24 protein-coding genes are annotated in these 25,041 nt (G+C 62.6%); 13 read left to right on the top strand and 11 right to left on the bottom strand.

The genetic code is table 11. The features are described from left to right. Positions 1-33: 33 nt before the first annotated feature. The 3 genes from IB267_RS09025 to IB267_RS09015 form a co-directional block, all read right to left on the bottom strand. The gene (locus tag IB267_RS09025) at positions 34-1,041 is read right to left on the bottom strand and encodes a lysophospholipid acyltransferase family protein (protein ID WP_192447322.1); all 1,008 of its coding nucleotides are present in this window, start codon (positions 1,039-1,041) and stop codon (positions 34-36) included. Continuing rightward, entirely contained in the window at positions 1,028-2,461 is a 1,434-nt protein-coding gene (locus tag IB267_RS09020) for a cytochrome P450 (protein ID WP_192447321.1), read from the bottom strand. Before IB267_RS09020 ends, IB267_RS09025 begins: the two co-directional genes overlap by 14 nt. Positions 2,462-2,942: 481 nt before the next feature. Next, positions 2,943-4,142 (bottom strand): hypothetical protein, encoded by a 1,200-nt coding sequence (locus tag IB267_RS09015; protein WP_192447320.1) that lies wholly within the window; start codon positions 4,140-4,142, stop codon positions 2,943-2,945. A gap of 446 nt (positions 4,143-4,588) precedes the next feature. Between IB267_RS09015 and parC the strand changes: the two genes are divergently transcribed. Both parC and IB267_RS09005 read left to right on the top strand, forming a co-directional pair. Beyond that, positions 4,589-6,865 carry a DNA topoisomerase IV subunit A gene (gene parC / locus IB267_RS09010; protein WP_192447319.1) on the top strand — a complete coding sequence of 759 codons (2,277 nt, stop codon included), beginning with the start codon at positions 4,589-4,591 and terminating at the stop codon, positions 6,863-6,865. 173 nt (positions 6,866-7,038) lie between these two features. Next, positions 7,039-7,452: a transcriptional regulator gene (locus IB267_RS09005; RefSeq protein WP_371742522.1), complete on the top strand. Its 414-nt coding sequence runs from the start codon at positions 7,039-7,041 to the stop codon at positions 7,450-7,452. 9 nt (positions 7,453-7,461) lie between these two features. Here IB267_RS09005 and IB267_RS09000 read toward each other — a convergent pair whose 3' ends face one another. The 4 genes from IB267_RS09000 to hemB all read right to left on the bottom strand — a co-directional run bounded on the left by IB267_RS09000 (position 7,462) and on the right by hemB (position 10,908). After that, positions 7,462-8,358 carry a DMT family transporter gene (locus IB267_RS09000; RefSeq protein WP_192447318.1) on the bottom strand — a complete coding sequence of 299 codons (897 nt, stop codon included), beginning with the start codon at positions 8,356-8,358 and terminating at the stop codon, positions 7,462-7,464. A 3-nt stretch (positions 8,359-8,361) separates the two neighbouring features. Next, positions 8,362-9,150, bottom strand: coding sequence for an arginyltransferase (locus IB267_RS08995; protein ID WP_192447317.1), 789 nt, complete (start codon positions 9,148-9,150; stop codon positions 8,362-8,364). Positions 9,151-9,338: 188 nt separating this feature from the next. Then, entirely contained in the window at positions 9,339-9,803 is a 465-nt protein-coding gene (locus IB267_RS08990) for an RDD family protein (RefSeq protein WP_043611437.1), read from the bottom strand. A gap of 88 nt (positions 9,804-9,891) precedes the next feature. Beyond that, entirely contained in the window at positions 9,892-10,908 is a 1,017-nt protein-coding gene (gene hemB / locus IB267_RS08985; protein WP_192447316.1) for a porphobilinogen synthase, read from the bottom strand. 183 nt (positions 10,909-11,091) lie between these two features. Between hemB and IB267_RS08980 the strand changes: the two genes are divergently transcribed. The 7 genes from IB267_RS08980 (at position 11,092) to IB267_RS08950 (ending at position 17,704) form a co-directional block, all read left to right on the top strand. Then, on the top strand, positions 11,092-11,529 hold the full coding sequence (locus IB267_RS08980) for a DUF6163 family protein (RefSeq protein WP_192447315.1): 438 nt from the start codon (positions 11,092-11,094) through the stop codon (positions 11,527-11,529). Between the two features lie 130 nt (positions 11,530-11,659). Further along, positions 11,660-12,172 carry a transcriptional regulator LdtR gene (ldtR, locus tag IB267_RS08975; protein WP_043611441.1) on the top strand — a complete coding sequence of 171 codons (513 nt, stop codon included), beginning with the start codon at positions 11,660-11,662 and terminating at the stop codon, positions 12,170-12,172. Positions 12,173-12,664: 492 nt separating this feature from the next. Then, entirely contained in the window at positions 12,665-13,993 is a 1,329-nt protein-coding gene (locus tag IB267_RS08970; RefSeq protein ID WP_192447314.1) for a murein L,D-transpeptidase, read from the top strand. A 183-nt stretch (positions 13,994-14,176) separates the two neighbouring features. After that, positions 14,177-15,472: a serine hydroxymethyltransferase gene (glyA, locus tag IB267_RS08965; RefSeq protein WP_043611443.1), complete on the top strand. Its 1,296-nt coding sequence runs from the start codon at positions 14,177-14,179 to the stop codon at positions 15,470-15,472. 10 nt (positions 15,473-15,482) lie between these two features. After that, entirely contained in the window at positions 15,483-15,956 is a 474-nt protein-coding gene (gene nrdR, locus IB267_RS08960) for a transcriptional regulator NrdR (RefSeq protein ID WP_034803756.1), read from the top strand. Between the two features lie 18 nt (positions 15,957-15,974). After that, positions 15,975-17,084, top strand: a complete 1,110-nt coding sequence (ribD, locus tag IB267_RS08955; protein ID WP_192447313.1) for a bifunctional diaminohydroxyphosphoribosylaminopyrimidine deaminase/5-amino-6-(5-phosphoribosylamino)uracil reductase RibD — start codon at positions 15,975-15,977, stop codon at positions 17,082-17,084. Further along, positions 17,084-17,704: a riboflavin synthase gene (locus tag IB267_RS08950; protein ID WP_192447312.1), complete on the top strand. Its 621-nt coding sequence runs from the start codon at positions 17,084-17,086 to the stop codon at positions 17,702-17,704. The genes ribD and IB267_RS08950 overlap by 1 nt, the downstream gene beginning before the upstream one ends. Positions 17,705-17,777: 73 nt before the next feature. Here the strand turns inward: IB267_RS08950 and IB267_RS08945 are convergent, their stop codons facing one another. The 3 genes from IB267_RS08945 to IB267_RS08935 all read right to left on the bottom strand — a co-directional run bounded on the left by IB267_RS08945 (position 17,778) and on the right by IB267_RS08935 (position 19,512). Continuing rightward, positions 17,778-18,128, bottom strand: coding sequence for a hypothetical protein (locus IB267_RS08945; RefSeq protein ID WP_192447311.1), 351 nt, complete (start codon positions 18,126-18,128; stop codon positions 17,778-17,780). 283 nt (positions 18,129-18,411) lie between these two features. Further along, complete coding sequence (locus IB267_RS08940) at positions 18,412-18,987, bottom strand: GNAT family N-acetyltransferase (RefSeq protein WP_192447310.1); 576 nt, start codon at positions 18,985-18,987, stop codon at positions 18,412-18,414. Positions 18,988-19,011: 24 nt separating this feature from the next. Beyond that, positions 19,012-19,512: a cupin domain-containing protein gene (locus tag IB267_RS08935; protein ID WP_192447309.1), complete on the bottom strand. Its 501-nt coding sequence runs from the start codon at positions 19,510-19,512 to the stop codon at positions 19,012-19,014. A 428-nt stretch (positions 19,513-19,940) separates the two neighbouring features. Between IB267_RS08935 and ribH the strand changes: the two genes are divergently transcribed. From ribH to IB267_RS08915, 4 genes are all read left to right on the top strand, one after another. Then, on the top strand, positions 19,941-20,402 hold the full coding sequence (ribH, locus tag IB267_RS08930; protein WP_043611448.1) for a 6,7-dimethyl-8-ribityllumazine synthase: 462 nt from the start codon (positions 19,941-19,943) through the stop codon (positions 20,400-20,402). Further along, entirely contained in the window at positions 20,399-20,881 is a 483-nt protein-coding gene (gene nusB, locus IB267_RS08925) for a transcription antitermination factor NusB (RefSeq protein ID WP_043611449.1), read from the top strand. The genes ribH and nusB overlap by 4 nt, the downstream gene beginning before the upstream one ends. Before the next feature lie 5 nt (positions 20,882-20,886). Further along, a complete protein-coding gene (locus IB267_RS08920; protein WP_043611450.1) occupies positions 20,887-22,116 on the top strand; it encodes an MFS transporter in 1,230 nt (409 codons plus the stop codon). 196 nt (positions 22,117-22,312) lie between these two features. Continuing rightward, positions 22,313-24,448: a sodium-translocating pyrophosphatase gene (locus IB267_RS08915; RefSeq protein WP_192447308.1), complete on the top strand. Its 2,136-nt coding sequence runs from the start codon at positions 22,313-22,315 to the stop codon at positions 24,446-24,448. 70 nt (positions 24,449-24,518) lie between these two features. Here the strand turns inward: IB267_RS08915 and IB267_RS08910 are convergent, their stop codons facing one another. Continuing rightward, a complete protein-coding gene (locus IB267_RS08910; RefSeq protein ID WP_043611497.1) occupies positions 24,519-25,025 on the bottom strand; it encodes an outer membrane protein assembly factor BamE in 507 nt (168 codons plus the stop codon). Between the last annotated feature and the right edge of the window lie 16 nt (positions 25,026-25,041).

Here is a 25,041-nt window from a genome sequence, read left to right as displayed (position 1 = left end):
ACATGCGGGCGCACAAAAAAGCGCGAGCAAGCTTCACTGCGGCCGAAGCGCGTTGTCGAGGAAGTACCATTGGTCGAGATGGGCGCGAACGACCGGCTCGATCGTGTCGTTCAGCAGCTGCATGTCGTCCAGCAGCCGGGCATTGGGGTGCGCGTCCTCCGGCAGCCTTATCGGCGGCAAGGCCGTGCATTCGAAGCGGAAGTCGTCGGTGCGAAGGCCGTACCAGGGGCAGATCGTGGCGCCCGTCATGCGTGCCAGTCGTATGGCGATCGCGATGTTGCCTTCCTGATGCGGCCGGCGGCCGAAGAACGGCCCGCGGATCATGCCGCCAAACCCTTCGTCGCAGAAGATGCTGACAACGCCGCCGCCTTTCAGAACCTTCAGCGCTGGCCGGATTCCGTCCATTCCCGGAGGTAGAAACTGCAGGCCCGCCTTGCTGCGCACCCGGCCGGCGATCCATGCCTTGGCCCGGCCCTTGGGTGGCACGTAGAAGGCATGCGGCTGGAGGCCAAGCTTGCGGAATGCGATCGTGCCCACTTCCCAGTTACCGAGATGCAGGCCGACGAGAATGACCGGGCCGTGGTTCGCCGCCTCACGGATGGGCGCAAGGCCATCGGTCTTCAGCCGCTCCGGCCGTCGCTGCAATCGGTTGACGACGGAGAACTCCGTCATCAAGCGCCCTTGGGCCCGGCAGTTTTCGTGGAACAGTGCCTCGCGCTGCTGGGCGTCAAGGTCCGGCCGCAACTGTTCGATGGTTTCGCGGGCGCGGCGCGTTGCCACCTTGTGGAAGCGTGGGACCATGAAGAGGCCGAGCGCTGCCCCGAGCCTGGAGCAGGCGTCCATCGGCAGCAGTTTCATGCCGAAATGGGCGACGATGTTGGCGACGTTCCAGATGTTGTCGGTGATCCAATAGCGCCGGAAGGCCCGCGCCCTGTCGCCACCCGCCAGGGCATCGGCGAGCCGCGGGGCGCTTTCCTCGGCGAAGATCCATGCCCTGCGCTTGCCGATGGGCTGCGCCGCGTGCGGATCATCCGGCGCCATGCGACGGGGCCTCTCGCTTGTGCAAGGTAACTGGCAGGCCATTTTTCGGCCTGAGCGTCAGGCGGCAGATCGGCTCGACCGCATGACGCTGGCTCACACGAACCCGGTATCGCTGCGCGATGATCGCCAGGCACAGGATCGCTTCGGTCAGGCCGAAATGCAGGCCGGGGCAGACGCGTGGTCCGCTGGCAAAGGGGATGAAGCTGTAGGGCGTCGGGCGGCGGCCTTCGGTGAACCGCTCCGGATGGAAGTGGTGTGGATCCTGGAACAGGCTTTCTGTCCGGTGAAGGAGCCACGGCACGATCAAGACGAGCGAGCCCGGCTCGGCGGCAACGTCGCCGATCATGTCCGCCTCGCGGGTCTGTCGCGCCAGGATCGGCACCGGTGGATAAAGGCGAAGCGTTTCTTCGATGACCGCGCGGCACCATTCGAGCTGCGGCACGTCGTCGATCGTCGGTGTCCGGTCGCCGCAGACCCTGGCGATTTCGTCGTGCACGGCCTTCTCGACCCAGCCGGCTTTCGAAAGCAGATACCAGGTCCAGGTCAGCGTCGCCGCCGTCGTCTCGTGCCCGGCCATGAAGATGGTTGCGGCCTCGTTGCGCAAGGCGACGACATCGAGTTTCAGTTCCGGGTTTCGTTGCTGGCGGCGGATCAGCAGCTCGACCATCGAATTGTGGTCGCCGCGTCCGGCCAGGTGATCCTCCACCACCTTGTCGATGGTTGCGTGGATGCGCTTGACCGAACGACGCAGGCTCGGCGTGCGCAGTACCGGCAGGCCATCGTCGAAGCCGAGGAAGTAGCCGATGTTGATGGAATCGACCAGCGACTGGTAGCTGGTGAAGCCTTCGGTCACGGCCGCGGCGCTGTCGTCGCCGAGCTGGTTGCCGAAGACGCTGCGCGCGATGATCTCGGCGGTCAGTCCGGCCATTTCGTGCAGAGCGTTGACCTCGGCGCCATCGGGCATGCGGTTCCATCGCTCGACCAGTTCGCTGGTCGTATTTTCCATGACCGGCCCGAAGGAGGGGACCCGTTTGGCGTGGACGATGTCTGCCACCAGCGGCCGGCGCTGCTTCCAGGTGTCTCCGTCCGAAATGAACAGCCCGTCGCCCAGCAGGAATTCGAGTGCCCGGCGCATCTGCGGGCTCTTGCGTTCGAAGTTTTCGTGGCGCTTGACGACGACCTGGCGGATCAGATCGGGCGAGTTGACGACGATGATCTGCCGCCCAAGGATCCGGGTCTGCGAGACCGTTTCGGTATAGTCGCTCGCCCGCCAGATCGACAGGAAATCCGTCCGCGCCTGAAGCAGCAGCCGCAGCGGCTTACCCGGCGGGCCTGTGTAGTAATCGGCTCGGACGGGGGCGAATTTCCCCTCCAGCAATTCTTCGGTGAAATTTACAGACTGCTGGAGCCAGGCGAGCATTTACGTCCGATCTGCCGTAACGTGGAGACGATATTCGGGCATGTATTTGTATATTTTGCACAAAGTCCGAGACGTCCCGGTCGAGGCCTAAATGCTCTCAAGTTCGCTGGAAGTCGGACTCTGAATTGCCTGAGGGTGGCATGCACGATTTCGATGAAAAACGCCATCGCCTTACGGTGAAAATTTCTTGGTGCGAGCAATAGCCGACCAGGAAGAAGCGTGCCCCGCAACCGGTGCGCGCTCCACAAGGGCGCCCGACGTGATCCGACTGTGCGGTTCGCAAGTAAAGGCGGAGCTTGTTCTTTCAGGAGAGGGCGGCGGCGCGGGCTTCGGCTGGCGAAGTCCGCCGAGTGAATGCCTTGGGCCGCATGGGAAGCGGGGCGCGGCGCCATCAAACCTTGCGCGCCTGTCTCGGCGCGCAAGGCTGGTCGTCATCTTGGTCTCTTCTGGGCTCGGCTGAAGCCGGGAGAGACCTGAACGATTAGTCGTTCGCCGTTACCTTGACGCCGAGCACCGACGGGATGGTGTTCGGCGCGCCCATGGCGGCACCCATGATCATCGGGAACGGAACCGGCTTTTCCGGAGCGGCGCTGATCGTCAGGCTCTTCGGGCCGTCGAGATAGGCGTTGACGGCGGCCGACACCTGGTTCTGCAGTTCCGGCACGTTGAGCTGCGCCATCATGATCGGAACCAGGCCCTTCAGCGACTGCGCCATCTGCTCGCCGGAAACACCCTGCTGCGAACCGGCATAGTCGAGCGCCTTGTTGGTGATCGACGCGTCGTCGAAGCGGATTTCGGCACTGTTGAAGGTCAGCTGCTGCATGAGGCCCATCATGGCGAGACCCATGGCCTGGTTGGCCTCTTCCTTGTTCGGGTTGGCTTCGGCAGCCTTCATCGCTTCCTGCATCGACTTGACGAAGGCAAGCGTGTAGCCGGAGATGTCGAGAGCGAAGTTCAGCCGGCCGACATTCTTGAAGTCGAGGGCATATTCTTCGAGTGCGACATTGCCGCTTTCGACTTCCCAGCTGCCCTTCATCGTCAGGGCGCCGTCGATGGTGGTGAGGCCGAGCTTTTCGATCGCCTCCTTGCTCTTGGCGTCTTCGACCGACGACAGGTCGGCCTTGATGCCGGACGCAGTCGCGTCGAAGTCGAAGCCGGCGTCGTTCTCCTGGCGTGCCAGGTTGGCTTCGGTGCTTTCGAGCGAGAACACTTCCTTGCCCTTGGAGCTGACGGCGATCGGGCCGGTGCTGGCGCTTTCATAGAGAAGGATGTCGTTGATCGTTCCGCCGGTCGCATTGGCCGGGATCGTCAGGCCGGAGAGCAGGATGTCCTTGACCGAAATGGCACCCTCGTCCTGGCTGACATTAACGTCGGGGAACGAAACGGTTTCGGCGTAGTAGCCGCCGCCTTCGGTTTCCTCGACGCCTTCGAAGGTCAGGTCCCCGATCTTCAGGTCCACCGCTTCGCCCGGCTGGCTTGCGACCTTGAGCTTCACGCCGGTCACCGTCACCTTGTCGCCGTCGACTTCGGCCTTGTCATAGGTGAGCGAGGTGCCGTTCGCGTTCGTAGCTGCGTCGAGCTTCTTCATCAGATCGGCGCCATCGAGCGCGAAGGCCGGGCCGGTAAGCGTGAGGAGCGCGGCGCTCGCCATCATCAGGCTGATCTTGCGCGTGTGCATCATTTCGAGTTCCTTCGTGAAAATCTTTGATTGTGTAGCTGTTTAAGAAGATAAGGCGTCGCTGATCTGGTTCCCTTGGCGAGGGGCTTCAACTGTAGGCGCTTGGCAGCATTCGTCTTTATCGGCGGCGCGCTGCCGCCATTTCCATCTGCCAATGCGCGTCCTGCGTCCCCCTTGCAAATCGTCCAAATCAACTCCAGCCGAAGCTATTACGAAACAGGGCGAAATTATATTCGCTTGGGCGAACCGCACATGTTCCTGCTCGGGCATGCTTTCCGGGACGTTACCTGGCGGCAGCCTCCGACGCATAGCGGCGCGACCGTTGCACGAACATTGCGCCGGGGCAAGCGGATCGGTGCGCGGGCCGGTTATTTGAGGCGCGGGGGTTCTCCACAAGCGCAAGCCCTGAAAACCTTGCCGTTCCGGGTTTGTTGCGCTAGCAAGAACCTATGGGACAAAGCCTCAATCCCCCGTCAGGCGGGGACGATCACATTCAGCCGGTTGACCTCAAGGCGGCGCTGGAAGAGCGTTACCTCGCCTATGCCTTGTCGACCATCATGCACCGCGCGCTTCCGGACGTTCGCGACGGGTTGAAGCCCGTGCACCGTCGCATCGTGCATGCGATGAGCGAGATGGGGCTGCGCCCCAACTCCTCGTTCAAGAAATGCGCGCGTATCGTCGGCGACGTGATGGGTAAGTTCCATCCGCACGGCGACGCGTCGATCTATGACGCGCTGGTGCGCCTGTCGCAGGAATTTGCGATCCGCTATCCGCTGGTCGACGGCCAGGGCAACTTCGGCAACATCGACGGCGATAACGCCGCGGCGATGCGCTACACCGAAGCCAAGATGACGGACGTCTGCTCGCTGCTTCTGGAAGGCATCGACCAGGACGCGGTGGATTTTCGCCCGACCTACAACGAGGAAGACCAGGAGCCGACCGTGCTCCCCGGCGCCTTCCCGAACCTTCTCGCCAACGGCGCGACGGGCATCGCCGTCGGCATGGCCACCTCGATCCCGCCGCACAACGCGCATGAACTGTGCGACGCGGCGCTGCACCTCATCCGTCATCCCGAGGCGACCGTCGAGGATCTGCTTTACGATCCGGCCAACCCGCAAAAAGGCGGCATCGAAGGGCCCGACTTCCCGACCGGCGGCGTGATCGTCGAGGGCCGGGAAAGCATGGCCGAGTCCTACCGCACCGGCCGTGGCGGTTTTCGTGTCCGTGCCCGCTGGGCGCAGGAAGAGCTTGGGCGCGGCGGCTACCAGATCGTCGTCACCGAGATCCCGTACCAGGTGCAGAAGTCGCGCCTGATCGAAAAGATTGCCGAGCTGCTGATCGCCCGTAAGCTGCCGCTGCTCGAAGACATTCGTGACGAATCGGCCGAAGACATCCGCATCGTCCTCGTGCCGAAGAGCCGTTCGGTCGATGCCGGCATCCTGATGGAATCGCTGTTCAAGCTGACCGAGCTCGAAAGCCGCATTCCGCTCAACATGAACGTGCTGTCCATGGGCCGCGTGCCGCGGGTCATGGCGCTGAACGAAGTGCTGTCGGAATGGCTGGCGCATCGCCGTGAAGTGCTGCAGCGCCGCTCGCGCCATCGTCTGGCCGCGATCGACCGCCGGCTCGAAATCCTCGGCGGCTACCTCGTCGCCTACCTGAACATCGATGAAGTCATTCGCATCATCCGCGAAGAGGATGAGCCGAAGACGGTCATGATGGAGCGGTTCTCGCTCACCGATCTCCAGGCCGAATCGATCCTCAATATGCGCCTGCGCTCCTTGCGCAAGCTCGAGGAGTTCGAGATCCGCACTGAGTTCGATGCGCTCTCGAAGGAAAAGGCCGAGATCGAGGCACTGCTCGCCTCCGACGAAAAGCAATGGCAGACCGTCGCCTGGGAAATCGGCGAAGTCAAAAAGAAGTTTGCCAAGGCGACCGAGATCGGCAAGCGCCGCAGCACCTTTGCCGATGCGCCGGAAGCCGACGTCGAAGCGATCCAGCAGGCGATGATCGAGAAGGAACCGATCACCGTCGTCATCTCTGAGAAGGGCTGGATCCGTGCGCTGAAGGGTCACATCTCCGACACGTCGTCACTCCAGTTCAAGGAGGGCGATGCGCTGAAGGTGGCGTTCCCGGCGCAGACGACCGACAAGATCCTCGTCTTCACGACAGGCGGCAAGGTCTATACGCTCGGCGGTGACAAGCTGCCCGGCGGTCGCGGCCATGGCGAGCCGCTGCGCATCATCGTCGACATGGAGACCGACCAGGACGTTCTGACGGCCTTCGTTCACGATCCGGCGCGCAAGCTGATCGTCGCCTCGGTTGCCGGTAACGGCTTCGTCGTCACCGAAAGCGATATCGTCGCCAATACCCGCAAGGGCAAGCAGGTGATGAACGTCTCGGGCAGCGACGAAGCGAAGCTGGTCGTTCCGGTCAAGGGCGATCACGTTGCCGTCGTCGGCGAAAACCGCAAGCTGGTCGTCTTCCCGCTCGTGCAGATCCCCGAGATGGCGCGCGGCAAGGGCGTGCGGCTGCAACGCTACAAGGATGGCGGCATCTCCGACATCCGCTGCTTTACGATCGCCGACGGTCTCGTCTGGGAAGACAGCGCCGGCCGGGTCTTTACCAAGACCAAGGACGAACTGATCGAATGGCAGGGCGACCGCGCCTCTGCCGGCCGCGTCGTTCCGAAGGGCTTCCCGCGCAGCGGCAAGTTCAGCGGCTGACCGCGATAACGAGAGCCATGCGGTCTAACGACCGCGTGGCTTATGTTTCGTTCTGGCACAGTTTGGCGCGCGCTCTTAAATCATTGGAAATCCAAATGAAACGCAAGCGCAACTGGCGCTTGTAAGCCAGAAGGCTATAATGGATCACTGCGCATCCAACAGGGATGACAGCGATGCCGAATGCCACAACCCTTGATGACGTCCTGCTGGCGCTTGCCCACCCGGTTCGCCGCCGCACGTTCGAGATCCTTTTTGCTGGCGAGGCGCGCGTCGCCGACATAGCTGTGGCTGTCGCGGTAACCGGCGAAGAGTTGGAAATGCACATAACGCTTCTTGAGGCCGCGGGCCTAGTTACCCGCCTCAGGCGGCGCGACGGCGACGCCTTGATCGGCAATCCGGCGCCGCTCAGCGTCGCAGCCACCTGGATCAACACCAACCGCGAACTGTGGGTCATGCGCGTAGAGATGCCCGGCGTCCGCCCGGCTTCGCTCGGACAGCCGCAGGAATCGCTGCCGGTACGCCATCGGGGCGTCGATCACAAGCAGCGTCGTCCGCGGCCGAGCGGTCAGCGCGACGACAAGTCTTAAACAGTAGTGCTATTCGGCGCAGGAAACGGCCGCTTTCAGCGACCGGCTGCGCATCTGCCAGAGCGAATGGCCGATCAGCGCGAAGATGAGGATCGAACCGCCGATCAGCGTCTGTGTTGTCGGTGTTTCGGCAAAGACCATCCACACCCAGATCGGCGCGAGAATGGTCTCGAGCAGATAGAACATGCCCACTTCCGGGGCTGAAAGATAACGTGGGCCGGTCGCAAGGCAGAAGAAGGCGAGCGGGATCATCACCAGGCCGTTGAAGAGGATGTAGCCGGGGGCCGCGATTGTGAAGCCGCCGGCCGGCAGCATCAGGAGCGCGACGGCTGCCGGAAAGATCGCCGTCACCAGCGGCACCAGCGCCATGTCGCGCTTGCTCGCGCGGCTGATCGTGATCGCGCTTGCCAGCAGAAAGGCGGAGGATGCCGCCATGGCGTCGCCAAAGAGGTGGCCGCTTTCCAGCCCGTCCTGGACGATCAGCCCGACGCCGAGCACCATCACCAGCATGGTCACGAGCGTCGCATTCGATGGCCTCTCCTTCAGGAAGATCCAGGAGAGGATGGCGGCAAACATCGAGGTGAAGGCGAGGATGAAGACCACATTTGCCGTCGAGGTGTTGAAGACGGCGAGCAGGAACGTGCAGGAATTGATGCCGTAGAAGATGCCGACCAGGAGGCCGGCCTTGCCGGGCATCAGTGAAATCTTCCGGCCGAGCACGCGGTTGAGCACGAACCAGGCGCCCAGCGCGATCACGAAGGTCGACAGGCTGCGCACGGCAAGCAGCGACCAGACGTCGCCGCCGGCGGATCGGATGAGCGGGATGTCGAAGGAGAGCGCGAGGCCGCCGAGGCCGGTGATGGCAAGGCCGCGCCGGTGCATCGCGGCATCGGAAGATGAACTCAATTTCTAACCCGTTTTCGTAGGAGCGGCTTCCAGGGTGGTGTCTCCGCCTTCATAGCGCTCCCAGCCACGGGCCATAAGGTGCTCTTGCGGCAGAAACTTTGTTTTATACCCCATCTTGCGCGAGCCTTTGACCCAATAGCCAAGATAGACATGGGGAAGGCCGCGCTCCCGGGCGCGGCGAATGTGATCGAGAATCATGAAGGTGCCGAGCGAGCGCTCTTCCTGCGCCGGGTCGAAGAAGGAGTAGACCATCGACAGCCCGTCGCCCATGCGGTCGGTCAGTGCCGCTGCGATCAGCGGCCCGCGCGCCTTCTCGCTGATGCCGTCGCCTTCGACCCTCAGGCGGTACTCGATGATCTTGGTGTGCACATGGGTGTCCTCGACCATCATCGCATAGTCGAGCACCGACATGTCCGACATGCCGCCCTTCTGGTGGCGTCGGTCGAGGTAACGGCGGAAGAGGTTGTACTGTTCGCTCGACGGCTCGGCCGCATACTCCTCAGAGATCACGTCGTGGTTGGCGGCAAGCACCCGGCGCATGGAGCGGGTGGGCTTGAACTCGTTGGCGAGGATGCGCACCGAAATACAGGCGCGACAGGTTTCGCAGGCAGGACGGTAAGCAATGTTCTGCGAGCGGCGGAAGCCGCCTTGCGTCAGGAGATCGTTGAGCTCGGGCGCGCGCTCACCCACCATGTGGGTGAAGACCTTCCGCTCCATCTCGTTCGGCAGATAAGGGCAGGCTGCCGGTGCAGTCAGGTAAAATTGCGGAGACGGTGCGGTCTGTGTGTTCATCGAGTGCGGAGGTCACTCTTCGCGCTGTGGTTCATGACAGTAGCATGGCGCAAGAATGGAAAACGTCAACTCACTCGTTTGCCGCTTCCGTCTGCGCCTGCCGATATTTTAGGTGTGGCCACAATAGGTGGCGGCGGTAAGGCGGAAGACGCCGCCTTACGCTTTCAGCTCGGTTGCCTGCGCCGGTTTCAATACATGTCGCGGCGCACCGTGACGGTGCCGATCAGCAGGTCGTGCAGCAGGCGGCTGCGGTCGGTGAAAAGACCGATCAGCAGGATCAGCGGCGTCAACAGCGCGTTGGCGATCCAGAAGATGACGAGGTGGACGATCGCCGTCAGGAAGTCCATCGGGCGCCCGTCGGTTCGGGCAATCGCCAGGCCCATCACGCGCATGCCGGGAGAGGCCTGTTCGCGGCCACCGACCGTCAGGCCGAAATAGAGCATGGCGACGATCGCAAAGAGCGCCGGATACAGCATGAAGCCGAGGCCGAGCGTCAGGATGCCGAGGAAGAAGACGACGACCGCCGCGGGGATCCACAGAAGCGCGATGATCGCGTAATCGATCAGAAAGGCAAAGACGCGTCGCGACAGCACGCCCTGATAGGCGCGCCAGTCATTGCTCGGCAGCCTCAGTTCTTCGTTGTGCATGGTCATCGGTCAAAAGCCTCGTTTGGTTGCAGCAAGGATATGGGATGGCATTCCCTGCAAAACAAGGATCTGGGCCCGGATCCAGCGGAGCGTTTCAGCGGCCTTTGGCAAGGATGCGGGCCACTTCGACGGCGAAGTAGCTCAGGATGCCGTCGCAGCCGGCGCGTTTGAAGGCGAGCAGCGTTTCGAGCATCACCTTCTCGCCGTCGATCCAGCCGTTGGCAGCCGCGGCCTTCACCTGCGAGTACTCGCCGGACACCTGATAGGCGAAGACCGGCAGGCCGAAGGCTTCCTTCATCCGCCAGCAGATGTCGAGATAGGGAAGGCCTGGCTTTACCATCAGCATGTCGGCGCCTTCCTCGACGTCGAGGGCAGCGTCGCGGATCGCTTCGGTGCCGTTGGCCGGGTCGATGTAATAGGTCTTCTTGTCGCCTTTCAGAAGGCCGCCGGTGCCGATCGCCTCGCGATAGGGACCGTAGAAGCCGGAAGCGAACTTGGTCGCATAGGACATGATGCCGACATTCTGGTGGCCGCTCGCGTCGAGCGCCTGGCGGATGGCGCCGATGCGTCCGTCCATCATGTCGGAAGGGGCGATGATATCGGAGCCGGCATCCGCCTGGGCGACGGCCGCTCTCGCGATCGTCTCGACCGTCTCGTCGTTGACGATCTCGCCATTGCGCAGGATGCCGTCATGGCCATGGCTGGTGAAGGGGTCGAGCGCGACATCTGTAATGATGCCGATCTCGGGCACGGCCTTCTTGAAGGCGCGTGTTGCCTGGTTGATCAGGTTGTCGGCGGCAAGGCTGTTGGAGCCGGTATCGTCGCGCAGCGACAGGTCGATGTTGGGAAAGGTGGCGATCGCCGGGATGCCGAGATCGGCCGCTTCCTTCACCGCCTCGACCGCCTTGTCGATGCTCATCCGGTTGACCCCCGGCATCGCATCGATCGGCTGGACGATATTGCTTCCCGGCACGATGAAGATCGGCCAGATCAGGTCGTCGACGGTCAGGCGGTTTTCCTGCACCAGCCGGCGCGTCCAGTCGGCCTTGCGGTTGCGGCGCATGCGGCGGTGGCCGGTAACCCTGTCCACAAGATTTGTCCTGTCGTTCATCGCGCCGCGCCTTTCCCGTTAAAATCGTCGATAGGCAAGCGCTTTATCATGGGCTGGCCGTCATTGGGAACCGCGCGGCCGGCCAACGGGCTGCGGCATTTCTTCCCTTTAAGGGTGGCCGCGGGGGAGGGGAGGCCGTGATGCCGCTGGCGGATGGCAAAGACCCGCCCTATCTTGCCGCCCATGCTTCATGATTCTGCCCATGTGCCGAAACCGTCGCTGACCGAGATCCTCTTCGGTCTCTTCCTGCGTCTGGTCTCCGCTTCATGTATCTGGTTCGCGCTGAACTACTGGGCCATGCTGATCGGCTTTTCCCATGGCGGCGCCGGGCGCTTCGATCTCCTGACGCCGGAGTGGCGAGCGGCCGCAACCGCACTTGCCGTGATCTATCCGGTGGCTGCCCTCGGCCTGTGGCTGCTGGTCTCCTGGGGGCCGGTCGTCTGGGTGGTTGCGGCAGCGATCGAGATCGTGATGTACGAGTTCTATCCGGCCAGTTTCGGCACCCGTCCGCTGCTGGTCGTGCTGCACGCGGCGGTCGCCGTTACCTTCATTCTTTTCCGCGCGGCGATCTTCTATCAGCGCTGGCGGCTTGCGAGGCAGGTAAGAGTTGATTCACCCTGAGACAGGGTCGCCAAATGGCAAGCTCTTGTTAAGGCTGCGGTTTAAGTAGAATTTTAGACGTATTCGATAGGGTCTCACTCAAGGCGGGAAGACAAACAGACACCGCCAAACAAAACAGTGAGGCAGTCAAATGAACACCAAGATGAAGCCGCAGGCAGTTCAGGCCAGAGACCCCCAGGAAGAAACCATCCGCGGTCTCTACATGGAATCCCTTCACCTCGTCGAGCGTCTGCACCGCCGCCTGCTCGACGTCATCAAGGACGAGTTCGATCGCGAAGGTCGCAGCGACGTCAACGCCGTTCAGGCTCTGTTGCTCTTCAACATCGGCAACTCGGAACTGACCGCCGGTGAACTTCGCTCCCGCGGCTACTACCTCGGCTCGAACGTCTCCTACAACGTCAAGAAGCTCGTCGACCTCGGCCTGATCAACCATCAGCGCTCCCGCGTCGACCGCCGCTCGGTCCGCATCAGCCTGACGGAAGACGGCCAGGAAATCGCCGAAACCGTCGCCAAGCTTTACGAGCGCCACATCGGCTCGATCCAAAAGGTCGGCGGCATCGGTTCGGACGAGTTCACCCAGATGAACAAGCTCCTGCAGCGCCTCGATCGCTTCTGGAACGACTCGATCATGTACCGCCTCTGATCAAGGCAAACCTCCAGTTCAAGGGTCGGGCGCAATCCCTGCGTGTCCGACCTTTGCCATTTACGGCATCCTGTCCTGTTGCCGAAAAGCTGCACAGCTGCGGCACGCTTTCCGCGCCTTCGCGCGATTTTTCAAGCCAAAAACATTAGCAAATCAGAATGTTGCCGTTTCCACTTCGGCTGCAGCCCCGTCGCGTCCAGCGAAAAGCAAAAGGCATGCCATGTCGCGGTTCAGCCTCGCCGAGACACGAATTGGCCATATTGCTATGACAGCGACGACGACATGCGGTAGGTGCGGCCACATGTTTTCTGGTGTGTGGATTCGTTTCGCGTTTCGCCTGCCGGATGAGGGTCCTCACTCGCGGCATCGTGAAATCTTGTGAGGGCAGGGTGGCTCGTTGGTTGACCTTTGTTAACCACGATCGTGTTAGGGCTGCGGCAACGTGCGTGTCAGCGCATAGGGCGCGTGCCAACGCATTGGGATGGTAGGATTATGTCGAAAAAGAATGGAATTGATGCATTCTCGCGCCGCGCCTTCTTGCGCTCGGCAGCAACCTTCGGCGCCGTGGCAGTCGCCGGCGCGGCAAGCGCACAGGACGCCCTGAACGAGATCATCAATTCGCCTCGCCGCGGCTCCTGGGACGACCAGTTTGACGCGAAGGGGGCATCGCGCACCGCGACGACGGTCGTTTCGAACACGCCTGTCTTCGGCCCGGAAACGATCGCTCACGTGCAGCAGGCGATCTTCGACTACCAGAACATCGTTTCGCAGGGCGGCTGGCCGTCGGTTCAGACCAGCGTCAAGCTCGAACTCGGCGTCACCGACCCGTCCGTGCAGCAGCTCCGCCAGCGCCTGATGGTTTCCGGCGACCTGCCGCGCTCGGCCGGTGTCTCCTCGTCCTTCGACAGCTACGTCGAGGGCGCAGTCAAGCGCTTCCAGGCCCGTCACGGTCTGCCAGCAGACGGCGTCATCGGCGAGTACACGCTGAAGGCGATCAATGTCGATGCCAACACCCGCCTCGGCCAGCTTCAGACCAACCTCGTTCGCCTGCAGTCGATGTCGGGTGGGCTCGGCCGCCGCTACGTGATGGTCAACATTCCGGCCGCCTATATCGAAGCGGTGGAGAACGGCCGCGTGGCGCTGCGCCACACGGCGATCGTCGGCAAGATCGACCGCCAGTCGCCGATCCTCAACTCGAAGATTTACGAGGTCATCCTCAACCCCTATTGGACCGCGCCGCGCTCGATCATCCAGAAGGACATCATGCCGCTGATGCGCAAGGACCCGACGTATCTCGCGCGCAACTCGATCCGCCTGTTCGACGGCAGCGGCGGCGAAGTGTCGCCGGAAACCGTCGACTGGAACGCGGAAAAGGCGCCGAACCTGATGTTCCGTCAGGACCCGGGCAAGATCAACGCGATGTCGTCGACGAAGATCAACTTCCACAACGAGCATCAGGTCTACATGCACGACACGCCGCAGCAGGGCCTGTTCAACAAGCTCATGCGCTTCGAATCGTCTGGCTGTGTGCGCGTGCAGAACGTGCGCGACCTTTCGACCTGGCTCTTGAAGGAAACGCCCGGCTGGTCGCGCCAGCAGATCGAGGCGACCATCAAGACCGGCGTCAACACGCCGATCACGCTCGCCGAGGAAGTGCCTGTTTTCTTCACCTACATCACCGCATGGTCCGCCAAGGACGGCGTGGTGCAGTTCCGCGACGATATCTATCAGCGCGACGGTGCCACCGAACTCGCGCTTCAGACGCCCTATGGCGTCGAACAGTCGCCCGGTTCGGTCGACCAGGACGCCTTGCCGCAATAAGCAGATTTGCGACACGAAATCGAAAAGCCGCGTTTCCCCTGGAAGCGCGGCTTTTTCATGCGCCGGACCCCGCGATATTTCGGCGCGGCAGATGGGGGAAATGACGCAAACCGCACAGCGGATATTGCTCTCTCCGTGCGAGGAAGTTAAAGAACTGCCACCCTTGAGAGGAGCCTCGCACCGATGCCTGAACAGACCAATGACGCCTTCTTCACCCGCTCTCTGGCCGACAGCGATCCGGACATCTTTGGTGCGATCGAGAAGGAGCTGGGTCGCCAGCGCCACGAGATCGAGCTGATCGCCTCCGAGAACATCGTTTCCCGCGCCGTGCTCGAAGCCCAGGGCTCGATCATGACCAACAAATATGCCGAGGGCTACCCGGGCAAGCGCTACTACGGCGGCTGCCAGTTCGTCGACATCGCCGAGGAACTGGCGATCGAGCGCGCCAAGAAGCTCTTCGGCGTCAACTTCGCCAACGTTCAGCCGAACTCCGGTTCGCAGATGAACCAGGCCGTGTTCCTGGCGCTCCTGCAGCCGGGCGACACCTTCATGGGCCTCGACCTCAATTCGGGCGGCCACCTGACACACGGTTCGCCGGTCAATATGTCCGGCAAGTGGTTCAACGTCGTCTCTTACGGCGTGCGTGAAGACGACCACCTGCTTGACATGGACAACGTCGCCGAGCAGGCGCGCAAGCACAAGCCGAAGCTGATCATCGCCGGCGGCACCGCTTACTCGCGTATCTGGGACTGGAAGCGTTTCCGCGAGATCGCCGATGAAGTCGGCGCCTGGCTGATGGTCGACATGGCGCACATCGCCGGTCTCGTCGCCGGTGGCCAGCATCCGTCGCCGTTCCCGCATTGCCACGTGGCAACGACCACGACGCACAAGTCGCTCCGCGGCCCGCGCGGCGGCATGGTTCTGACCAACGACGAAGATATCGCCAAGAAGATCAACTCGGCCGTCTTCCCGGGCCTCCAGGGCGGCCCGCTGATGCACGTCATCGCTGCGAAGGCCGTGGCCCTCGGAGAAGCGCTGCAGCCGTCGTTCAAGGACTATGCGGCCCAGGTCGTCAAGAACGCCCGCACGCTTGCCGAAACGCTGAAGGCCAATGGCCTCGACATCGTCTCGGGCGGTACGGACAACCACCTGATGCTCGTCGACCTGCGCAAGAAGAACGCAACAGGCAAGCGCGCGGAAGCCGCTCTCGGTCGTGCCTTCATCACCTGCAACAAGAACGGCATCCCGTTCGACCCTGAAAAGCCCTTCGTCACCTCGGGCGTCCGTCTCGGCACGCCGGCCGGCACGACCCGTGGCTTCAAGGAAGCCGAGTTCAAGGAAATCGGTGAGCGGATCGTCGAGGTTCTCGACGGCCTGAAGGTCGCCAACTCCGACGAGGGCAACGCCGCCGTCGAAGCGAGCGTTCGCGACAAGGTCGTCAAGCTGACCGACCGCTTCCCGATGTACGGCTACATGTGATCGGTCGCCCATGCGCTGCCCCTATTGCGGTTCTGAAGACAGTCAGGTGAAGGATTCCCGTCCGGCAGAGGACGGGAATGCCATTCGCCGCCGCCGGATTTGTCCGGATTGCGGAGGTCGTTTCACGACCTTCGAACGGGTGCAGTTGCGTGAGCTGATGATCATCAAGAAAACCGGTCGGAAGGTTCCTTTCGACCGGGACAAGCTTTTGCGCTCCTTCGAGATTGCGCTGCGCAAGCGCCCGGTCGATCGCGACCGCATCGAGCGGGCGGTCTCCGGGATCGTGCGCCGCCTCGAAAGCTCCGGCGAGACCGAGATCCCTTCGGAAGAAATCGGCCTGCAGGTGCTCGAAGCGCTGAAGAGCCTCGATGACGTGGCCTTCGTGCGCTACGCTTCGGTCTATCGCGATTTCTCCCATGCGGAGGATTTCGAGAAGGTCATCACCGAGATCAGCGCCAAGATCGCGCGCGATCCCGGCGAATAGCTCACGCTGGATAGAGCCATGACAGCGCCCAACCGTGAAGACGAGAGGTTCATGGCCGCGGCGCTGAGGCTGGCTCGTCACCATCTCGGACAGACATCCACCAATCCCTCCGTCGCCTGCCTGATCGTCAAGGACGGCGTTGTCGTCGGCCGGGCCGTAACCGCGCGGAGCGGCCGCCCGCATGCCGAAACCCAGGCGCTGACCGAGGCCGGCGAGAAGGCAAGGGGTGCGACCGCCTACGTGACGCTCGAGCCTTGCTCCCATCACGGCAAGACGCCGCCCTGCGCCGATGCGCTCGTCGCCTCCGGCATATCCCGCGTGGTGATCTCGATCCTCGATCCGGACGTGCGGGTCGCAGGGCGCGGCGTCGTGCGCCTGCGCGATGCCGGCATCACCGTCGATATCGGTGTGCTCCCCGAGGACGGGCATCAGGCGCTTGAAGCCTACCTCATGCGCCAGGTCAGCCGACGTCCCTTTGTGACTCTCAAGCTTGCCGTTTCGGCCGATGGCATGATCGGGCGCAAGGGCGAGGGGCAGGTGCGCATCACCGGTTCCATCTCCCGTGGTCAAGTACAGATGCTGCGGGCGGAGACCGACGCGATCCTGGTCGGGATCGGCACGGCTGCCGCCGACGATCCGGAATTGACCGTGCGCTTGCCGGGGCTCGAACATCGTTCGCCGCTGCGCATCGTTCTCGATCGCCGGCTCGACCTGCCGCTTTCCTCCAAACTTGTGTTAACGGCGCGGGAGGTCCCCGTCATCGTAGTCTCCAGCGACGGTTCCGGTGATTTTGATTCGGATGCGGATGATGGCCGAGCGGCACGCAAGGCGGCCCTGGAGGCGGCCGGCGTCGAGGTGCTCGAAGCCGGATCGATCGCCGACCTTCTTGCCGCACTCGCATCCCGCGGTCTCTCCTCCTTGATGGTTGAAGGTGGTGCAGTGGCTGCGCGCGCCTTTCTCGATGCGAACCTCGTCGACCGCATCCAGCTCTACACCGGACCGGGGACCATTGGCGAAGACGGCATCGCATCCCCATTTGACCGTAAGTCCGTGCCGGCAGGCTTCCGGCGCGTCGCCGAGGCACGCTATGGCGACGATCTGTTCGAGGAATACGAAAGAGAGAACTGATGTTCACAGGCATTGTTACCGATATCGGCACCGTCGATTCCGTCACCCCGCTGAAGGAAGGCATCAAGCTGCGTGTCGCCACGCGCTACGATCCGAAGACGATCGACATGGGGGCCTCCATCGCCCACTCCGGCGTATGCCTGACGGTGACGGCTTTGCCTGACGCCGGCAGCAACGAACGCTGGTTCGAAGTCGAGGCCTGGGAAGAAGCTCTGCGGCTGACGACGATCGCGGGCTGGACGAAAGGCACCCGCATCAACCTCGAACGCTCGCTGAAGATCGGCGACGAACTCGGTGGCCACTTGGTTTCCGGCCATGTCGACGACAAGGCGGAAATTCTGTCGGTGGAAGCGGAAGGCGACGCCGTGCGATTTCGTCTGCGGGCGCCTGAGCATCTGGCAAAGTTCGTCGCGCCAAAGGGATCGGTCGCGCTAGACGGTACGTCGCTGACGGTCAACAAGGTCGCTGGCGCCGAATTCGACGTGCTCCTGATCCGTCACTCGCTGGAGGTCACGACCTGGGGCGAGCGCAAGGCCGGCGATTTCGTCAACTTCGAGGTCGACACCATGGCGCGCTACGCGGCGCGCCTCGCGGAGTTCCCGGCGCCAAAGCCGGAGTGAACTGACTTCCTCTTTCGCCGAATGCAAACCGCCCCCGATCGGGGGCGGTTCTGGTTTCGGGAGATGTTGACGCTCAACGCACGTAGAGGGTCAGGCTGCCGTCGGCCGCCTGTTCGGCGCCGGCAATGTTGTTCATCTCGACATTCTGCGCCTTCAGCTTGGCTGCAAGCGGCTTGTTGCCTTCGACGGCTGCGTGCAGGGACGAAAGCTGTTGCGGCGTCGCTTCGTTGATCCACATGCGCGTCTGGCTCGATTCCTTCAGCGTATCCACGTCGACGACGTTGAAATGATCGCCCTTGAAATCGCGAACGGTGTGGTCGATTTCGGCCGGCCAGTTCATGGCTGCGCTCGCAGCATAGGAGACGCCGCCGAAGGAAAGGGCGGAGAGAGCAGCGATGACGGAAAGCTTGGCTATGCGGTTCATGGTCATGCTCCTTTGTTTACCGGCAACAAGGCGCAAGCCGGCCCGATACGTGAACGCGGGAACCTTGCGGGTTTCCGGGCCGGTGAGGTTCGCCTATTGCGGCGGCCAGCAGGGTTCGTTTGCGGGTGTTGTCACCCGCAAGTAAAAACGCTGGACTGTTTCGACTGATTGGTCGGCGTTTGCTCCCTTCTTGGGGAGGGCGCGTCGTGCCAACGACTAGGAAACTGGGCCGGAATGTGGCCCTTTCCAAGGCATTGGCATCGGGAAAACAATTAAAACTTGTTCATGTTTCGGCGTGCGCGCGAGCCCATCTTTCGCCTGTCGCAGCCGCTGCCTTCTGGTGGCGCTCGAACATGATCACGTGGTTGCCGTGATAGGTCGTGCGCCAGAATTCCTTGAAGCCATGCTTCTCGGCGACCCGGATCGACGCGTGGTTGCCGATATCGATGATGCAGGTCTTGCGCAACGTCGGAAACTGGTGGTCGGCCCATTTGAGCGCCGCGCTGACGGCCTCGGTTGCGAGCCCCTTGCCATGCGCTTTCGGCGACAGCGCCCACCCCGTTTCCATCGTCCCTTCGAGTGAAGGCGTGATGGCGCGATGCACGTCGTGGAAACCGGCCTCGCCGAGAAAGGTCCCGGTCTCCCGGTCCTGGATGGCAAAGAAGCCGAAGCCGAAATAGTGCCACATGCCGACCTGGCGCAGGAAGCGGGTCCAGGACTGCTCCCGCGTAAACGGCACCCCGCCGACATAACGAATTACCTCGGTATCGCCGAACAGCGCGGAATAGGAGGGGAAATCGTCACGGCGATAGGGGCGCAGGACAAGGCGATCGGTCTCGATGATGGGAACGCTATGCATATTCGATCCTATGCTGTGATGATGTCAGGCACCGGGCTCGCCGTCCCAGTAGTCGACGGCGCTTTCCGGTCGGCCGGTGAAGCTGAACGACCGCTCGCCCTTGGTACCGCGCGTCCTGGCGAGGAACTTGCCCGAATCCGGATACTCGCAGATTTCGGTTGCCGCCTTGGTCGAGATCGAAAGGTACTTGAGCGGCACTGTGCCGGTGTTGATCAGGTGATGCGCTGTTTCAGGACCACCCGCAGGCGCGCCCAGAATGTCGCCCGGGCCGACCGCGTAACGCTCGCTGCCGAAGCGGTAAGTCCCTTCACCCTCGAGGATAATGAACATTTCCTCTTCGACATGGTGATTGTGAAACGGGCAACCGGACTTGCCCGGCGGCACTTCACCGTAGCCGATGCCCAGATCCTTGAGGCCTAGCAGCGCGCCGAAGGCGACGTCGCGGGATTCGAAGAAAGTGCCTTGCGTCCAGTGGTCGAGTTCCAGGTTTTTGGGATTAACGATCGGCTTTTTCGTATCGGTCACATGGTCCTCCCTGGCGCACCGTTGTCGCGGTAACGCTAATACGTTCTATCCGTGTCGCGCGTTCGTCCCGTCGTCAACCTGCGATCGCTAAAATTAGCGACGATGGTTACAGGAATACATCCTAGTGTTGCAATCCATCGGCGAGACCATCTAGGCGCAATCGCGCGATGGTTTCACCAGGGGCTGTGAGGCCGCGTATGGGTGCGAATAAGGCGTGCGGCTTGCCGTCTTCGCCAGTCGGCGGCAGTGCCCTCCGGTGGGACCGAATTGGAGGAGCGGCGAAGCTTAGGATGGCGGTTGTTGGCGGCCGCCGGACGCGGCAAAAGGCCGTCTGCGGTGGAATTTGCTTGCCATTCGACGCCGGGCGTGGTTTGACCGCCGCCTTGGCCGGTCGCATCCGGCGCTGAATTCTCAAAGACAGGTGATCCATGGCAGAGACCACGGCAGCCCACATCCTGATTGTGGAAGCGCGTTTCTATGACGATATGGCCGACGCTCTGCTCGACGGAGCGAAACATGCGCTGGACGAAGCCGGGGCGACCTATGATATCGTAACGGTTCCGGGTGCTCTCGAAATCCCGCCGGCGATCGCCATGGCGCTCGACGGCGCTGACGAAGGTGGCACCGAATACGACGGTTTCGTTGCCCTTGGCATGGTCATTCGTGGCGAAACCTATCATTTCGACATCGTCGCGAACGAATCCTCGCGCGCGATCATGGATCTTGCGGTGAGCGAGAGCCTCGCGATCGGCAACGGTATCCTGACGGTCGAAAACGACGATCAGGCCTGGGCGCGTGCGCGCCGGTCGGAAGGCGACAAGGGTGGCTTTGCTGCGCGTGCGGCACTGACCATGATTGAACTTAAGAAGAAACTGGGCACGGAAAAGTGACGAAAACCCCCTCGGATCAACCGCTGAAGCAGGTCAACCAGCGCGGTGCAGCACGCCTTGCTGCGGTGCAGGCGCTCTATCAGATGGACATCGGCGGCACCGGTGTCCTCGAAGTGGTTGCTGAATACGAAGCGCATCGCCTCGGACAGGATGTCGATGGCGACACCTACCTGAAGGCCGACCCCTCCTGGTTCCGGTCGATTGTCGCCGGTGTCGTGCGCGACCAGCGCAAGCTTGATCCGCTGATCGGCTCGGCGCTTCAGGACGACTGGGCGTTGTCGCGTCTCGATTCCACCGTGCGCGCCATCCTGCGTGCGGGCACCTTCGAGATGCTTGAGCGCAAGGACGTGCCGGTTCCGGTGATCGTCACGGAGTATGTCGAGATCGCCAAGGCTTTCTTCTCGGATGACGAGCCCAAGCTGGTCAATGCTGTCCTCGACCGCATTGCCCGACAGGTCCGCGGCGAACCGAGGAAATAAGGTCGATGGTTGCGGCTGCTGCAGATGACATGGGCAACACCCTTCGCGAAACACGCCGCAACGTTTACCTCCTGACCGCCGCGCAGGCCGTGCTCGGCGTCGTCGGTCCTATCTGCTTTTCGGTCGGCGGTGTCGCCGGCTACCAGATGCTGGCGGAGGACAAGTCGCTGGCCACCGCGCCGCTCACCGCGTTCAACGTCGGTATGGCGCTGGGTGTTGTGCTGGTTGCGGTATTGTCGCGCCTGATCGGCCGCCGTTTCGCCTTCATGAGCGGGACCGCAATCGCGGCCGCCGGGGCAGCGCTCGCCGCCGTCGCACTCTTCCGCGAGAATTTCTGGCTCTTCGCCTTCGCACTCGCGATGCTCGGCTCGTCGAACGGCTTTACACAGAAGCTGCGCTTTGCCGCTGCCGACGCTTCGCCGTCGTTTTACAAGCCCAAGGCAATTTCGCTGATCCTTGGCGGCGGCATCGTTTCGGCCGTTCTCGGTCCGCAGATCGTCATTTTCGCTGGCGACCTGTTCGCGCCGGTTTCCTTTGCCGGGGCTTTCGTCGTCCTGATGCCGATTTGCCTCGTCGCTGCCCTGTTTTTCGCGCCGCTGCGGCTGCCCGAGCCGGGCGCAATGGTGAGTGCCCACCACGATCAGTCCGTTCGTCCGCTCGGCGAAATCGTCCGCAGCCAGCGCTTTGCCACCGGCATGATCTGCGGCATTTCCAGCTACGCGCTGATGACCTTCATGATGACCGGCGCGCCCGTCGCCATGGTGATCGGCTGCGGCTTCTCGACCGAACTCGCCACGCTCGGCATCCAGTGGCACGTCTTGGCGATGTTTGCGCCGAGCTTTGTCACCGGCATGCTCATCAGCCGCTTCGGCGCCGAACGCATCGTCGGTTGCGGCCTGCTCTTGCTCATGGCCTGCGCCGCAGTCGCGCATATGGGCATCGAGCTCTGGAACTTCTGGGGTGCGCTGGTGCTGCTTGGCCTCGGCTGGAACTTCGGCTTCATCGGCTCGACGGCGATCGTCGCCAGCAGCTACCGGCCGCAGGAAGCCGACAAGGTCCAGGCCTTCCACGACATCATCCTGTTCACCACCGTGGCGCTGTCGTCGTTTGCCTCGGGCAAGGTCCTCACCGCCTATGGCTGGGACATGCTGAACGCGGTCGTGTGGCCGGTGACGATCGTTTGCCTTATCCTCCTCTTGCTCCTGAAGCGGGCGCCGCGCAAGGCCGCCGCCTAACGCTTCCATTCCCCTGAAATCTAAAGCGAACGAGGCGCCGCCAGTGGCGTTTCTCGGGGCTTGACGATCTCCCGTTGCAACCGCACTCTGGCCGCGCCGTGAGGGGTGCTGCTTGAGGAGGTGGCGCGTGATTCGCGGTTTTGAGGGGCCTGCGGCCGGGAGTGAGTCCGCGGGTTGTAACGGAGGGTAATGCGAAATGACCATTTTATTGGGCGTTATCGCATGCGGGTTGCTCGCGGTGGCTTACGCCATCTGGGCAACACAGTCGGTGCTTGCCGCCGACCAGGGGAACGCCCGCATGCAAGAAATCGCAGGCTACATTCGTGAAGGGGCGCAGGCCTATCTCACGCGTCAATACAAGACCATTGCCATTGTCGGCGTCGTCGTATTCATCGCCGCTTGGGTTCTTCTTTCTCCCGCCGCCGCTTTCGGCTTTCTGATCGGTGCGATCCTTTCGGGTGCCGCGGGTTTCATCGGCATGCATGTTTCGGTGCGGGCCAATGTGCGCACGGCCCAGGCGGCTTCCGTCAGCCTTGCCTCCGGTCTCGACATCGCCTTCAAATCCGGCGCAATCACCGGCCTTCTCGTTGCGGGCCTGGCCCTTCTGGGGGTCTCGGTCTACTACGTCGTCCTCACGGCCGGCATGGGGCATGAGCCTGCCTCGCGCGAAGTCATCGATGCCCTGGTCTCGCTCGGTTTCGGCGCATCGCTGATTTCGATCTTCGCCCGTCTCGGCGGTGGCATCTTCACCAAGGGTGCCGACGTCGGTGGCGACCTCGTGGGCAAGGTCGAAGCCGGCATTCCGGAAGACGACCCGCGCAATCCGGCGACCATTGCCGACAACGTCGGCGACAATGTCGGCGACTGCGCCGGCATGGCCGCCGACCTGTTCGAGACCTACGCTGTCTCCATCGTCGCAACCATGGTGCTGGCGGCCATCTTCTTTGCCGGGACGCCGCTGCTCGCAACGATCATGGTCTATCCGCTGGCAATCTGCGCCGCCTGCATCATCACCTCGATCGTCGGCACCTTCTTCGTGAAGCTCGGCGCCAACAATTCGATCATGGGCGCGCTGTACAGGGGGCTGATCGTCACCGGCGTGCTGTCGATCCTCGGTCTCGGCGCGGCCACGTCCTTCACCATCGGATGGGGCTCGATCGGTACCGTCGCCGGCAAGGACATCACGGGCTGGAACCTGTTCATCTGCGGCATTCTCGGGCTGGTGGTCACGGCGCTGATCGTGGTGATCACGGAATACTATACCGGCACCAACAAGCGGCCGGTGAATTCGATCGCCCAGGCCTCCGTCACCGGCCACGGCACCAACGTCATCCAGGGGCTTGCCGTCTCGCTGGAATCGACCGCGCTGCCGGCGATCGTCATCGTCGGCGGCATCATCGCGACCTACCAGCTTGCCGGCCTCTTCGGCACCGGCATTGCCGTTACCGCCATGCTCGGCATTGCCGGCATGATCGTGGCGCTGGACGCCTTCGGGCCAGTGACTGACAATGCCGGCGGTATCGCGGAGATGTCGCATCTGCCGCCGGAGGTGCGCAAATCCACCGACGCGCTTGATGCGGTCGGCAACACCACCAAGGCCGTCACCAAGGGCTACGCAATCGGTTCTGCCGGTCTCGGCGCGCTGGTACTTTTTGCAGCCTATTCGAACGATCTGAGCTATTTCGCCGCAAATGGCGACAAATATCCTTACTTCGCCGATGTGGGGCAGATCTCCTTCGACCTCTCCAACCCCTATGTGGTTGCCGGCCTGATCTTCGGTGGCCTCATTCCCTATCTCTTCGGTGGCATTGCCATGACCGCCGTCGGCCGTGCAGCCGGCTCGATCGTCGAGGAGGTTCGCCGGCAGTTTCGCGAGAAGCCCGGCATCATGGCAGGCACGGAACGGCCGGACTATGGCCGCGCCGTCGACCTTCTGACGAAGGCGGCGATCCGTGAAATGGTCATCCCTTCGCTGCTGCCGGTGCTGGCGCCCGTCGTCGTCTATTTCGGCGTGCTGCTGCTTTCGGGCTCGAAGGCTTCGGCCTTCGCGGCACTCGGTGCCTCTCTGCTGGGTGTCATCGTCAACGGCCTCTTCGTGGCGATCTCGATGACTTCGGGCGGTGGCGCCTGGGACAATGCCAAGAAGAGCTTCGAGGACGGTTTCGTCGACAAGAACGGCGAACGTCATCTGAAGGGCTCCGACGCCCACAAGGCGTCGGTGACCGGCGATACCGTCGGCGACCCCTACAAGGACACGGCCGGTCCGGCCGTGAACCCGGCGATCAAGATCACCAACATCGTGGCGCTGCTGCTTCTGGCAGTCCTCGCCTGATCGCATCGCCAAGTAAACAAAAAGGCCCGCGGAACATCGTTTCGCGGGCCTTTTCTTTGGAATGGGCGGCTTAGTTGCCGAAGTCCTTGAACAGGCTGCGTGCCGCGGCCTGGCCTGCACCGGGGCCGGTCAGCAACTGGCCGAGGAAGCTTGTTTCCTTGCCGCCTGTCGGCGTCGTGCGGGTCAGCATGTCGAAGACCTTGCCGTCCTTCAGCGTGTAGTGAGCCAGCTGGCTGACGGTGCCTTCCTTGTCGAAATAGACGGCCAGGATCGACTGGTCGACCAGCTGCGGCTTCATGAAGGCGACAGGGCGCTTGCGCGTCTGCGAAATGTAGTAGAACACTTCGTTGTCGAAGGTTGCCGTCGTCGAGGGCGTGCCGAGCGAGAGCAGCACCTGCTCGCGGCTGGAGCCGACCGGAACGAGGTTTAGCGTTTCCTGATCAACCACATAGCCCTGATGGAGAACTTCACCGACATTGGCAGACTGGCAGGCGGAAAGGGTAAAACCGGCGATTGTGGCTACGACCGCCACGCGGCCGAGGGTCTTAAAGTTTTTTCTCAAATACCGCTTCGTCAACGACAGCTCCCCTTGG

Origin of the sequence: Ensifer sp. ENS09 (genome assembly GCF_014852425.1) — a bacterium.
In the GTDB taxonomy this organism is placed as follows: Bacteria; Pseudomonadota; Alphaproteobacteria; order Rhizobiales; family Rhizobiaceae; genus Ensifer.
Note: the sequence above shows the minus strand (reverse complement) of the source record. Positions and strands in the feature narration are given on the sequence as shown.